The sequence below is a fragment of the Nucisporomicrobium flavum genome, from assembly GCF_016464385.1.
In the GTDB taxonomy this organism is placed as follows: Bacteria; Actinomycetota; Actinomycetes; order Mycobacteriales; family Micromonosporaceae; genus Actinoplanes; species Actinoplanes flavus_A.
This window is the reverse complement of sequence record NZ_JADMLH010000027.1, coordinates 49,879-61,914: the sequence shown is the minus strand read 5'-3', so window position 1 is coordinate 61,914 and position 12,036 is coordinate 49,879. Positions and strand designations below refer to the sequence as shown.

Annotated in this window: 11 protein-coding genes; 4 read left to right on the top strand and 7 right to left on the bottom strand. The window is 72.6% G+C overall.

Annotation, left to right across the window (positions count from 1 at the left end):
• Nucleotides 1–65: 65 nt before the first annotated feature.
• Nucleotides 66–1,082 (bottom strand): ABC transporter substrate-binding protein, encoded by a 1,017-nt coding sequence (locus tag IT780_RS38270; protein ID WP_199516766.1) that lies wholly within the window; start codon nucleotides 1,080–1,082, stop codon nucleotides 66–68.
• A 151-nt stretch (nucleotides 1,083–1,233) separates the two neighbouring features.
• On the opposite strand from IT780_RS38270, the gene IT780_RS38265 reads away from it, so the two are divergent.
• Nucleotides 1,234–2,379 carry a DUF5925 domain-containing protein gene (locus IT780_RS38265; RefSeq protein WP_199516765.1) on the top strand — a complete coding sequence of 382 codons (1,146 nt, stop codon included), beginning with the start codon at nucleotides 1,234–1,236 and terminating at the stop codon, nucleotides 2,377–2,379.
• Nucleotides 2,380–2,401: 22 nt separating this feature from the next.
• On the opposite strand, the gene IT780_RS38260 is transcribed toward IT780_RS38265, so the two are convergent.
• Nucleotides 2,402–2,758, bottom strand: a complete 357-nt coding sequence (locus tag IT780_RS38260) for a hypothetical protein (protein WP_199516764.1) — start codon at nucleotides 2,756–2,758, stop codon at nucleotides 2,402–2,404.
• A gap of 92 nt (nucleotides 2,759–2,850) precedes the next feature.
• Here IT780_RS38260 and IT780_RS38255 point away from each other — a divergent pair, with 92 nt between their 5' ends.
• On the top strand, nucleotides 2,851–3,819 hold the full coding sequence (locus tag IT780_RS38255) for an NAD-dependent epimerase/dehydratase family protein (RefSeq protein ID WP_199516763.1): 969 nt from the start codon (nucleotides 2,851–2,853) through the stop codon (nucleotides 3,817–3,819).
• On the opposite strand, the gene IT780_RS38250 is transcribed toward IT780_RS38255, so the two are convergent.
• The 4 genes from IT780_RS38250 to IT780_RS38235 all read right to left on the bottom strand — a co-directional run bounded on the left by IT780_RS38250 (nucleotide 3,816) and on the right by IT780_RS38235 (nucleotide 7,808).
• Complete coding sequence (locus IT780_RS38250; RefSeq protein WP_199516762.1) at nucleotides 3,816–5,024, bottom strand: adenylosuccinate synthetase; 1,209 nt, start codon at nucleotides 5,022–5,024, stop codon at nucleotides 3,816–3,818. The genes IT780_RS38255 and IT780_RS38250 overlap by 4 nt on opposite strands.
• Nucleotides 5,021–5,983, bottom strand: coding sequence for a hypothetical protein (locus IT780_RS38245; RefSeq protein WP_199516761.1), 963 nt, complete (start codon nucleotides 5,981–5,983; stop codon nucleotides 5,021–5,023). Before IT780_RS38245 ends, IT780_RS38250 begins: the two co-directional genes overlap by 4 nt.
• Before the next feature lie 14 nt (nucleotides 5,984–5,997).
• A complete protein-coding gene (locus IT780_RS38240) occupies nucleotides 5,998–6,915 on the bottom strand; it encodes a protein kinase family protein (RefSeq protein ID WP_199516760.1) in 918 nt (305 codons plus the stop codon).
• Nucleotides 6,916–7,058: 143 nt separating this feature from the next.
• A complete protein-coding gene (locus IT780_RS38235; protein WP_199516759.1) occupies nucleotides 7,059–7,808 on the bottom strand; it encodes an NUDIX hydrolase in 750 nt (249 codons plus the stop codon).
• A 153-nt stretch (nucleotides 7,809–7,961) separates the two neighbouring features.
• Here IT780_RS38235 and IT780_RS38230 point away from each other — a divergent pair, with 153 nt between their 5' ends.
• Together IT780_RS38230 and IT780_RS38225 are read left to right on the top strand one after the other, a co-directional pair.
• Nucleotides 7,962–9,140 (top strand): glycoside hydrolase family 26 protein, encoded by a 1,179-nt coding sequence (locus tag IT780_RS38230; protein WP_199516758.1) that lies wholly within the window; start codon nucleotides 7,962–7,964, stop codon nucleotides 9,138–9,140.
• Nucleotides 9,141–9,288: 148 nt separating this feature from the next.
• Nucleotides 9,289–11,055 carry an IPT/TIG domain-containing protein gene (locus tag IT780_RS38225; protein WP_199516757.1) on the top strand — a complete coding sequence of 589 codons (1,767 nt, stop codon included), beginning with the start codon at nucleotides 9,289–9,291 and terminating at the stop codon, nucleotides 11,053–11,055.
• 161 nt (nucleotides 11,056–11,216) lie between these two features.
• Here IT780_RS38225 and IT780_RS38220 read toward each other — a convergent pair whose 3' ends face one another.
• Entirely contained in the window at nucleotides 11,217–11,951 is a 735-nt protein-coding gene (locus IT780_RS38220; RefSeq protein WP_199516756.1) for a hypothetical protein, read from the bottom strand.
• Between the last annotated feature and the right edge of the window lie 85 nt (nucleotides 11,952–12,036).

Sequence of the window (12,036 nt, the reverse complement as noted above, 5' to 3'; positions counted from 1 at the left end):
GCGCGCCTGCAGGGCGGGGTATCCGGCGCGTTCGGCGGCCGCGTGGTCCCGCTCGGCCACCGCGGTCACGCCAGGGCGTCCTTGACCATCGGTACGAACTTCTCCAGCGTGTACGGCGTGCTCAGCACCGAGTTGGTGGAGAACGCGTTGACCAGGTCGGCGTCGTCGATGATCAGCAGCCGCCCCGCCTTGGCGGACGGGATGCTGTTGAGCACGGCGTCCTTCTTGAGCTCCGCTCCCGCGCCGATGCCGAAGATCACGGTGAGGTCGGCGTCGAGCAGGCCGACGCGCTCCTTGGAGACCTCGGCGTAGAAGTTCGCCGGCTTCAGGTCCTCGATCTTCCGGGAGTTCTGGAAGCCGAGGGCCTCCATGAACTGCACCCGGCCGTCCCCGCGGGTGTACGCGCCGTACTGCCCGTTGAACGCGGCGGCGACCACGACGCTCTTGCCGGCGAACCCGGGGTTGGCGGCCTTGGCGTCGGCGAGCGCCTTGTCGTTGGCGGCGACCAGCGCCTCGCCCTCGGACTTCCGGCCGAGCGCCTCGGCGATCAGGATCGTCTGGTCCTTGAGCGTGGTGCCGTACGGCTGGGTGCCCGCCGGGCCGCTGAGCGTGGGCGCCAGCTTCTCCAGCTGCTCCCACGTCGCCTTGACGTTGTCGCTCTTGGTGAACGTGACGAGGTCGGGCCGCAGCGTCGCGACCTGCTCGAAGTTGATCTCCGGTCCCTTGAGGACCGTCGGCTTGGCGCCACCGAGCCTGGCCTGCGCCCACGGGCCCACGCCGACCGGCCAGGCCTGAAACCAGTCGAGGATGCCGGCCGGGACGACGCCGAGCGCGAGCAGCACGTCCGCGTCGGCCCAGCCGAGCGAGACGACCGTCTTCGGCGCCTGCTCGACGGTCGTGGTGCCGAACTGGTGGGTGACCGTGGCGGGGAAGGATCCGCCGCCGGCCGGTGCCGACGCGCCGCCGGCCGCGGGGGTGCCGGTGTCATCGCTGTCGCCGCACGCGGCGAGCAGTCCGGCGGCTGCGACGCCCGCTGCGCCGAAGAGCAGACCACGGCGCGAGATGAGCGGGTGGGTCGCCATGTCGGGGCCTCCTGGTGATCGGTTAGGTAAACCTCACCTTACCCGCGATCGTTGATCTTGGAAAATGCAGCCTCGCAGGTCACGGGTCCCGTTCGGGCCAACTGGCCGAAAACGGGATGACCGCGGGCCCGGTTGAGCCGATCATGGATGGATGCGTACCCCCCACCAGTCCGTCGACCGGCTCGGCAGCCGCGCTGTGGAGCCGGCGGTCGCCCCGCCCACTCCCAGCCCGCTGCCGCTGGCCGGATCCGTCGATGACGGCGACCGGCTGGTGGACGTGGTCGATCTGCTCGCGCTGGACGCGTTCGTCACCGGCCGCGAGCCGTTCGGCCGCACGACCTACCTGGAGAACGTCCGCGCCGACGCGCCGCTGACCACCGACGACGCCCGGGTCGTGCGCGACGCCCACGAGGAGGACAGCCACGGCCGGCTCTCCACCGGCGACGGCTGGACGCTGCACGTCACCCGCTGGAAGCAGAGCCGCCGGGCCCGTGTCACGGTCACCGCGGTCACCGCCGAGCTGGCCGAATCCGTGCTGGCCACGGCCACCGCCGACGCGGTCGAGGAGCCGGAGCCCGCCGCGGACAGCGTGCCGATCGGCTTCTGGCACTTCGGCCCGCACGGCCCTCGCCGGGTCCAGCGGGAGATCGACGCGGCGCCGTGGGACAAGATCCGCGGCAACTACGCGGCGCCGGTCGCCCGTACGCTCGAGCAGCTGATGACCCTCGACGGCAGCGCGGTCAACGGCCGGCTGCTGCTCCTGCACGGCGAGCCGGGCACCGGCAAGACCACCGCCCTGCGCGCCCTCGCCCAGCAGTGGCGCACGTGGTGCCAGGTGGACTGCGTGCTGGACCCGGAGCGGCTGTTCGGCGACCCCGCGTACCTGATGAGCGTGGCCCTCGGCGGTGGCGACGACGACGAACCGCGCTGGCGGCTGCTCATGCTCGAGGACTGCGACGAGCTGATCAGCGGTGAGGCCAAGGCGAGCGCGGGGCAGTCGCTGTCGCGCCTGCTCAACCTCACCGACGGGCTGCTCGGCCAGGGGCGCAACGCGCTGATCGCCATCACGACCAACGAGGATCTGGCGTCGCTGCACCCCGCGGTGGTCCGGCCGGGGCGGTGCCTCGCCAGCATCCAGGTCGGGCGCCTGCCGTACGCGGAGGCCACCGCCTGGCTCGGCACCCTGCAGGGCATCGGCCCGGACGGCGCGACGCTCGCCGAGCTGTACGCGCTGCGGACGGGCGCCCGGCCGGTCACCGTCCCGGCGACCGACCCCCCGACCGGCATGTACCTCTGACTCACCGCTTCACTGAACCGTTTCAGGTCACCTCGCTGACCTGCCAGGGCCGCCCGGCCGGCACGTGCCGGCCGGGATGGCCGACGAACAGGCCGCAATCCAGCTCGTCGCGGCTCGGCGCGGCGGGCTCACCGACCGGGCACCAGGTGTACGGGTTGATCTCCGACGCGCTCAGCGTCCACTGGATCCACCACATCGTCGCGCCCACCTGCGCGCCGAGGGCCGCGTGCGAGCCCTCGTGCCCCCGCTCCAGCTCGCACCCCAGCTCGGACTGCACGCTCGGCGCCTCCGCCGGGAGGCTGCCGAAGAAGCCCAGCTGGGCCGCGTCCAGCGTGATACGGGCGGGACAGATGACCGGCTTCTCAGCATCAATAGACATGCCTCCATGCGTTTCCACGGCGGCGGGTTCCTACACGTCTCGACTGAACCGGTTTTTCCAGCATCCGGCAGGACACGCCCTAAGCTTCCCTCATGCGTCGAGTGGTGGTGATCGGGGCGACCGGCCATGTCGGCACCTATCTGGTCCCGCGGCTGGTCCGCGCGGGGCACGAGGTGGTCGCGGTGAGCCGGGGCGGCCGCGCGCCGTACCAGGACGCCCCCGAGTGGCGCGCTGTGCGGAAAGTGACCGCCGACCGGGAAGCCGAGGACGCGGCCGGCACCTTCGGGGAGCGGATCGCCGGCCTGCGCCCGGACGCCGTGATCGACATGATCTGCTTCACGCCCGAGTCGGCCCGGCAGCTCGTCGACGCCCTGCGGCCGTCGCGCCCGCTGCTGCTGCACTGCGGCACCATCTGGGTGCACGGGCGCGCGGCCCGGGTGCCCGTCACCGAGGACGAGCCGCGGACGGCGTACGGCGACTACGGCACCGGCAAGGCGGCGATCGAGGAACTGCTGCACCGCGAGACGCTCGCCGGCGGCGTGCCGTCGATCGTTCTGCACCCCGGCCACATCAGCGGGCCGGGGTGGCCGGTCATCACGCCCGCCGGCAACCTCGACCCGGACGTCTGGCGGCGGCTCGCGACCGGCGAACCGCTCGCCCTGCCCGCGCTCGGCCAGGGTGTGCTGAACCACGTACACGCCGACGACGTGGCGCAGGCGTTCGAGCGGGCGCTGTCCCGGCCCGCCGCGGCCGGGTCCAGCTTCCACGTGGTCGCCGAGCAGGCGATGACCTGCCGCGGCCTGGCGATGGGTGCGGCCGGCTGGTTCGGCCGGGAAGCCGTCCTCGACCTGGTCGACTGGCCGGAGTTCGAGCGCCGGGTCGGGGCCGAGCACGCCGGCACGACCCGCGAGCACATCGAGCGCGGCATCGCGGCAAGCATCGACCGCGCCCGGGCCGTGCTCGGCTACCAGCCGCGATACTCCTCGCTGGACGCGCTCCGCGAGGCCGTACGGTGGCTCGCCCAGCACGACCAGCTCGACCTTGGCGGGGCCGTTCTTTAGGCGGCAACAGCCAGGCGTTTGTCGGCGCGGTCGGGGCCCCACGACTCCAGCCGTACCGGCGCGCCCAGCAGGTCACCGATCTCGCCGGCCCAGTCCACCGGGCGGTGCAGGTCCCGCGGGCGCGCACCGGCCAGCGCCCCGGTGAGCCGGGCCTGGTGCTCCAGGACCTGGAACGGGCCCGGCTCGATGCGGTCCCAGCGCGCCCCGGCGACGTCGTACGAGGTGCAGACGCGCAACTGCGGGCAGCGGTCCGGGGCGTCGAGGTGGGTGACGGCGAGTGCGTCCACCCCGCCGGCCACCTCGACCGCGTACCGGTGCGCGACCGCGTCGAAGTGGCCGACCCGGAACGCGCCCTGCCACTCCCCCACCCCGTTGTGCCGCTCGGGCAGATCGAGTGGTGCCTCGGTGACGAACGGGCCGGCGCCGTGCCGGGTCGTGTACGTGCGCACCACCCCGAGCCGCTCGAACGAGTCGCACAGCGCCGCCACGTTGTCGAACGTCGTCGTGGACCACGTCGTGTACGGGTGCCAGCCCCGCCACTCGTCCAGCAGCACGCCCTGCGCCCCCTCGAAGACACACGGACCCTGGCCGAGCAGGTCATCCAGGTGACTGCCGTCCACGATGGACACCGTCGCGCCGAACGCGGTGAAGGCGGCGGCCACGTCCTCGAGGGGCGGCGCGTCCAGCTCGCCGTACGACTCCGTCAGCCGGTCCCGGACCGCGGCGAGGCGGCGGCGCAGGCGGGCGGGCGACAGCACGTCGGCGACCCGGGGGGCGTCGGCGTGGCTGAGGGCGTACGCCATGGTCTGCCCGATGCCCATGCCGCACGAACCGTGCCGCGCCCCGCCGCGCCGGCGCTCGGCGGCCTGGTTCGCGGCCCGGTGCCACGGCGTGGCGAGCAGCGCCTCGCCGTCGACGGTGAGCAGGTGGAACGGGTTGCCCAGCGAGGCCGCCTCGGCGGCCAGCGCGAGCGGGTCGACCACGACGAACCGGGATAGGTGGGTGGGCACCCCGTGAAAGGTGCCCGCCCCGAACTGCGCGAACGTGTGGTGCCGTCCGCCCGCGACGACGTTGTGCGCGGCCTGCGCTCCCCCGTTGAACCGGATCACCGCGGCGATTCGGTTCGAAGCGCAGATCGCGTCCACCACCGTCCCCTTGCCCGCATCGCCGTAGCCGAGGTCGGCGACCGCGATGTGCCCGTTCACAGCCGCTCGTTCCCCGACCCGGCCGAGCCGGTGTCCACGCTGGACCGGACGACGGCACCCCGGCCCGACCCGATCGGCGCGAGCGCCCGGCCGACCGAGGCACCCGCGGCGGAACCGACGTCCACCAGGTCGGCCAGCCCGGCGTCGAGGTCGATCGCGTCCTCGCCCAGCCCGACGGTGAGCGCGATCGTCTCGCACACCGCGTCCAGGTCGTCCAGCTCGATGACCTGCTGGCCGAGCAGCCGCTTCCAGTGCGCCAGGATCTGCGCGTCCCCGCCCCAGCCGGCCGCGGTCGGCACGATGAAGTACACGTCGAAGGTGCGCTGCAGCTCCGCGATCATCTGCTCGACGCCGATCGGCTCGCGCAGGTCGTCGCCGATGAAGCGCCTGACCTCCTTCGGCTTGACCTGCCCGTACGGCATCTCGTCACCGATCAGGAACAGGTAGCCCCGCCGGCCGCGCTTCGCCACGCTGTCGAGGCTGGTGTGCCGCGCCATGAAGTACATGGCCAGCTCGTACGACTCGGTGCGCTGCCCGCCCCCGCCGCCCTCGAGCACGATGCGGGCCAGGTCGTCGTCCATCCGGTTGTCCGACTCGAACTGCCCGACCTGCAGCGGCACCCGGTCACAGGTGGCGTCGCCGACCGCGCCGAACATGATGTGCGGGTCGGTCGCGTACCCCTTGCGGGTCAGCAGGCCCAGCAGCTGCGGCAGCTTCGTCTGCAGCGTCCGCGGGACGGTGCCCATCGAACCGGTGACGTCGAACAGCACGGCGATGGGCGTGCTGTCCGGGTGCTCGTCGCTGTCCCGGCTCTCCCGCGCGGCGACCCCGAGCGGGTCCAGGGCGGGGTGGGCCTTCCGGGCGCCGCTGTCGCTGTAGGCGAAGGCGCTCGTGCCGGTGGCGGCGCGGTAGGAGGCCGCGGCCGAGTACACGTCGGTGGACCAGCGTCCACTTCCCATGATGATCTCCTCTGCTATCGGGTCGGCAGGGCGAACGGACGGAACGTCCGCGGCCCGTACAGGTCTTCCAGCAGCTCGTCGAACTCGGCGAGCAGCTTCCACGCGTCCCGGGGGCGCATGCGCGGCGAGTCGTAGCGGCAGCCCGCTGCGAAGCGCCGCATCCGCGCGGGCGGGTCGTCGATCAGGCGCAGCATCAGCCCGGTCGCCATGAAGATGTCGGTGGCCGCGGTGGCCGGCCGCTTGCCGAGCACCTCCGGCGGATACGCGGCGCGGTGCCGCGCGACGACGGCCGGCACGGTGCCGAGCGGCGCCACGCTGTAACACCAGTCGACGAGCACCAGGCCGTGCTCGCCCGGGTGGATCAGGACGTGCTCCGGCAGCACCGCGCCGTGCACGACGCCCGCGCGGTGCGCCCAGCCCAGGCCGGTCAGCAGCCGCCGCCACATCCACGCCACGTCGCGCGGGTCGAGGCGGCGCTCCAGGCCGGTCAGCGGCACAAACCCCCGCTGCCGTTCCAGGATCGCGGCGGTGCGCCGGCAGCCCTTGTCGTCCTCGTGGGTGAAGGACTCGATCAGGCGGGGCGCGTAGGCCCGGTGCCGCGGATCGCCGTCGCGCCACAACGTGGTCAGCGCGGTGACCTCGGCCCGCATGAGGTCGTTGTCGCCGGGCTGCCGCGGGAGCTTCAGCAGCGCGTCGTCGCCGGCCTCCCACAGGTCGGCGAGGTCACCGCTCGCGAACCGGTCACCCAGGCGGTAGGTCGCCCGCCGGGTGGTCAGGGTCCGGTTCTGCGCCCGCGCCCACAACGTGGAGAGCTTCGCGGCGGCCTCCGTCGCGGTCGCCCGCCGAGCGGCCGGCACGACATCCGGGTGCACGATCTTGACAAGCATCCGGTACGCGTAGCCCGGGTCGACAACCGCAAGCTCCCCGCTCAACAGATCAGGAAAGGCCCTGGCGCGCCCGATCGCCCGCACAGCGTCCTCGAAGGACATCACTGAGTCTGCTGGGTGTGTCCTCCTGGCCCTCGCCGTCACGGCCGTCCCCCTCTTACTTGAGCGATGCTCGGTGCAGTCGGACATCACCGGATCCCGTCCTCCCTGGCCGGACGCAGAAGCGCGGGGTGCAGGAGACGCGCGTCGCCGGCGCGGTAGAGGCGGGGCTTGGGGCCGCCGCGTTCGCCGGCGCGGGGTGCTGTCTCGCCGGTGCTCTCGACGAAGCCGGGAACGGAGAGCACCTTGCGGTGGAAGTTGCCGGCGTGCAGCTCCTCGCCCCACACCGCGGCGTAGACCGCGCGCAACTCGGCGATGGTGAACTCGGGGCCGACGAACGCGGTGGCCAGCGGCGTGTACTCGAGCTTGGCGCGGGCGCGGTCGAGCCCGTCGGCGAGGACGGCGGCGTGGTCGAAGGCGAGCTCGGCCACCTCGTCCACCGGAACCCAGAACGCACCAGCGGCGTCGCTGCCGGGCCGGGGATCGGGGAGGCTCGGCGCGAACGCCAGATACGCCACCGAGATGACCCGCATGCGGGGGTCACGCCCGGGGTCGCCGTACGACCGCAGCTGCTCCAGGTGCACCCGGTCGAGCGCGCCCTCGCCGGGCCGCAGGCCGGTCTCCTCGGCGAGCTCCCGCAGCGCCGCGGCGTCGAGCGTCTCGTCGCGCACGAAGCCGCCGGGCAGCGCCCGCCACCCCGCGAACGGGTGCGCGCCCCGCTCCACCAGCAGCACGTGCAGCCGGCCGTCGCGGATGGTCAGGGCGACGACGTCCACCGTCACGGCGACCGCCGGGAAGCCGGCCGGGTCGTAGCCCTCGAGGAACGTCCGCTCGTCCATGCTCGCCTCCCAGGTTGTTCTCAAAGTCAGTACAACTCGATCCGAGAAGAACTTAGCTTGTTCTCACACTGAGGTCAACCCTCGCCGCGAATCCGGCCCCGGAACCGTACGAAGTTGTCAGAATGGGGGCAAAGACGTCCGGGGGGTTCGCGCATGGCCGAGGGACGACCGCGCGGGCGCCGGTCGCTGGCACTGGCCGGCTTGACCGTGATCGCGGTGCTGTCGGGGCTCGGCGTCGGCGTCGCCACCACGACCCCGGAGGACACCGCCCTCGAGGGGCCGCCCACCCCCGCCCCGTCCGTCAGCGCCTCAGGTCCGCCGCCGGCCACCGCATCGCCTCGGGCATCGTCGTCGCCGACGGCTGCCCGTACCGTCGGAAAAGCGGATCCCCGATCGGCCCGGCAGCAGCTCGCCCTGCATCGCGCGAACGGTGCCTGGCCGGGGGCGGACGGCCTCTCCGGCGTCAACGGCGATCCGGTCCTGGACACCGCCGCGGTCCGGGCCTTCTGCACGGCGCGCGGGCGCCCCTGCCGGGTGGCGCAGACCTACACCGACCGCAGCTCGTGGGAGACCATGACCAGCGGTACGGGCTGGACCTTCGACCTGTTCTCGGACTTCGACGGCGTGCTCGTCGTCTCCCAGGGCCTGGTGCCCGACGGCGCGAAGGACGACCTCGCGTCCTGCGCCGCCGGCGACCACGACGAGCAGTGGCGAGCGTTCGGCACGCTGATGCGCCGCCACTACCGGGGCGACTCGGTGGTCCGCCTCGGCTGGGAGTTCAACGAGCAGACGTCGTCCTGGCGCGCCGACGACCCGCGGACCTGGCTCGCCTGCTACCGGCGGGCCGCGGACAACATCCGGGCCACGAACCCCGACGTGCTGCTGGACTGGACGATCAACGCGCACAACACACCGGCGGGCGTGTGCGGCGGGGTGAGCACCAACTGCTACCCCGGCGACGACTACGTCGACATCATCGGGATCGACAACTACGACCACTACCCGTGGTCGCCGTCGAAGGCCGCATTCGACCGTACGGCAGCCCGCCCGGAGGGCCTGACCTGGCTGTACGAGTTCGCCCGGGCCCACGGCAAGCCGTTCGCGGTCGGCGAGTGGGGCGTGGTGCCCACTGCGGACGCCGGCCGCGAGAACCCCGACTACGTCCAATGGATGCACGACTGGTTCGCGGCCCACGCGGCCCACCTGGCGTACGAGGCGTACTTCTCCGACTGCGGCGAGGGCGGCGTCCAGTCCAGCCTGTTCCGCACGGACGACGCATGCCGCAAGAACCCCCGCTCAGCGGCGCGCTACGCGGCCCTGTTCGGCACGTAGGGTGCAATTCCACTGAACTTTGTCACTCTGCGCAATCCCCCGCATACGTCAAGTTACGCTCCCTGCTGAGACGGCCCGGCACTGGTTCTCACGCGCGGGCCCACCCACCCAACCGACGCGGTCACTGTTGACCGTAGGAGGACCTCGCATGCCCAAGTCCACGTCCACACGATCGCGGCTCGCCCGAGCCGGGATCGCCACCGGGGTGATCGCGGCCGCCGTGCTCGCGACCGCCACGCCCGCGTTCGCGGCCGACGTCGCGGTGGTGCTCAGCCCGACCACCGGACCTACCGGCGGCGGCAACACCGTGACCTTCAGCGGCACGGGCGTCTTCACCGGCTCCGCGACCTACAGCGGTCGCCTGACCCCGAGCGGCGGCTCGTGTGCGGCCGCCCCGGGCACCTCGAACACCACCACCAACGTCGCCGTCGCGGTGACCCGCGTGGGCAACGACAACGACGGCAGCTTCATCGCGCCCGCCCTGCCCATCGGCGCCTACAAGCTGTGCCTCTACAACGCGGCGACCACCTCCACCACGGGCACCGTGATCGGCCACTCGAGCAACACGTACACCGTTGCGCTGGCCTCGCCGACGCTCAGCCCGTCCGCGGGCCCCGGCGGAACCGCCACCACCATCACCGCCACCGGCTCGCCGGCCGGCAACACGTTCATCGGCACGGCGACCTCCGTGGGCGCCACGTTCTCCACGGGGGCCTGCCCGACGACGTACACGACCACCGGTGCCAACATCGTCGCCACCGCGACGAAGGGCGCGACCGCCGCTACGGCCACCATCACCGCCCCGACCGGCCTGACGGCGCCGAACAACTACAACGTGTGCCTCTACAACGGCACCGCCGGCACCAGCACCCTGATCGGCACCGGCACGTACAGCGCACTGCCCTCGGTCACGCTGAGCCCGGCGGTCGGCCCGAGCGCCGGCACGAACACCATCACGGTGTCGTCCACCAACGCCTTCCTGAGCGGCGTCGCCCAGCCGAAGGTGACGTTCACCCGGGACACCTGCCCGGCGACGTACCCGCAGTCGGGCACGATCGTCTCGTCGGCGACCGTCAACAAGATCACTGACACCAAGGTCGCGATCCTGGTCCCGGCCGGCGTGGCGCTCGGCGGTGGCGAGACCACGGCCTCCTTCAACGTCTGCATCTACAGCGGCACCGGCCCGACCGCCGCCCTGCTGGCCGTGCCGGCCAGCTATACGGTCGCCCCGGCTCTCACGGTCGACGCGACGATCACCCCGGCGCAGGGTCCGGCGCAGGGTGGCAGCCTGGTGACCATCACCGGTTCCGGCTTCCCGACCGCCGCCGACGCGGTCGTCACCGCGTCCGTGGGCGGCAGCCCGCTGACCCGGGTCCGCGTGATCGACGGCAACACGCTCACCGGTTACACCTCGGCGCACGCGCCGGGCACCGCGAACGTGAGCGTCACCACCGCTGCAGGCACGAAGGTCGCCACGGGCACGCCGTACACCTACACGTACGGCATCACGGTCGCGCCGAACACCGCGCCGAAGGGTACGCAGCCCTATCTCGACATCCTCGGGGCCGGCTTCTCGAGCCTGACGTTCAGCGACACCCCGCTGGACAACGACACGCACGTGTTCCTCGTGAACGATGCGTACGACCCGGCCGAGGCCACCGTGGGTTCGGGCACGTACCTCAACCCGCCCGTCACCCAGTGCACCGGCGTCACGGTCATCAGCGACACGGAGATCATCTGCCAGCTGGACCTGCAGAACACGATCACCGCGAGCGGCACTGCCAACACGAGCGACCCGGCCAACGGGACCTACACCGTCGCGGTGGTCACCGACGCCGAGCCGGGCGCGACGCTGGGTGCCAACGCCACGTCGATCATCTCCAGCGGTTCGACCTTCACCGTCGCGCCGTACTGATAGGCCGGTACAGCCTCATCTGACCCTCATGACAGCGCAGAGCACGAAACGGTGGCCCGGAGCATCCGCTCCGGGCCACCGCCCGTTCGGCCCGGAGGCGGACGCCGGCCGAACGAATCGGCCGGCCCCGTTCCCGGTGCCGGCCGATCGCGTACGGAGGATCAGGAGAGCGCCGACCACGCCTTGTCGATCTGGGCGACACTCGCCTTGACGGACGGCTTGCCCGTCAGGTTCACGGCGACGGTGTAGACGCTCCTGCTCGCGCTGGTCCGCCAGCAGAGCAGCAGCGTCGGGCGCAGCCGCGCCGGCAAGTCCGGGCTGACCCGGATCTTCTGGGTGCAGCTCGCGCTTCCGGCCTTCTCCCCCTTGCCGGCGACCCAGCCGAGCTCACGCTGCCCGGTCAGGTCGAGCCGCGCGGACACCACCTTGATCGTGGCCTTGTCGTCCTTCAGCGAGCCGATCGTCGTGACGGTGAGGTCCTCGTCCGCGACCGCGTCCACCGCCGCCGCCAGGGGCCGCCGGATGCGCTGGGCAGTGTTCTTCGCGGCCGTGCCCTTGACCGCCTCGATCTGTTCCTGCGTGGTCTTCGGCTTCGCCGCGGCGGCCGGGGCCGACCCGGCGGCGGCCGGCGAGGCCGGCCCGGCGGCGGCCGGCGAGGCCGGCCCGGAGGTGGCGTCGGCGGCGCTCGACGAGGAGGTCGCGGCCGGCAGCGGCGCCTCCGCGGCAGTGTCGTGGGACCGCGTCTCAGCGGTCACCTGCGACGTCACGGCGAACGCCCCGGCACCCAGGACGGCCAGGCCGGCCACCCCGGCCAGTGCTTGCTTGCGGCGACGGTTGCGGCGTGCGACCACCGAGTCGAGGACGGCCGGGTTGTCGTCGTGCACTTCGTTGCGCATGCTCAAATCCTTTGCGGGTCTCGGCTGGGCCGAGCGCGCGCGGTCTCGCGGGCGCACGGCCCCGAACCGCCATCGTCGCAAAGAA

Excerpts from the sequence above, each read along its gene's own strand:
- IT780_RS38270 (WP_199516766.1), bottom strand. The coding sequence starts at position 1,082 with ATGGCGACCCACCCGCTCATCTCGCGCCGTGGTCTGCTCTTCGGCGCA.
- IT780_RS38265 (WP_199516765.1), top strand. The coding sequence starts at position 1,234 with ATGCGTACCCCCCACCAGTCCGTCGACCGGCTCGGCAGCCGCGCTGTG.
- IT780_RS38260 (WP_199516764.1), bottom strand. The coding sequence starts at position 2,758 with ATGTCTATTGATGCTGAGAAGCCGGTCATCTGTCCCGCCCGTATCACG.
- IT780_RS38255 (WP_199516763.1), top strand. The coding sequence starts at position 2,851 with ATGCGTCGAGTGGTGGTGATCGGGGCGACCGGCCATGTCGGCACCTAT.
- IT780_RS38245 (WP_199516761.1), bottom strand. The coding sequence starts at position 5,983 with ATGGGAAGTGGACGCTGGTCCACCGACGTGTACTCGGCCGCGGCCTCC.
- IT780_RS38235 (WP_199516759.1), bottom strand. The coding sequence starts at position 7,808 with ATGGACGAGCGGACGTTCCTCGAGGGCTACGACCCGGCCGGCTTCCCG.
- IT780_RS38230 (WP_199516758.1), top strand. The coding sequence starts at position 7,962 with ATGGCCGAGGGACGACCGCGCGGGCGCCGGTCGCTGGCACTGGCCGGC.
- IT780_RS38225 (WP_199516757.1), top strand. The coding sequence starts at position 9,289 with ATGCCCAAGTCCACGTCCACACGATCGCGGCTCGCCCGAGCCGGGATC.
- IT780_RS38220 (WP_199516756.1), bottom strand. The coding sequence starts at position 11,951 with ATGCGCAACGAAGTGCACGACGACAACCCGGCCGTCCTCGACTCGGTG.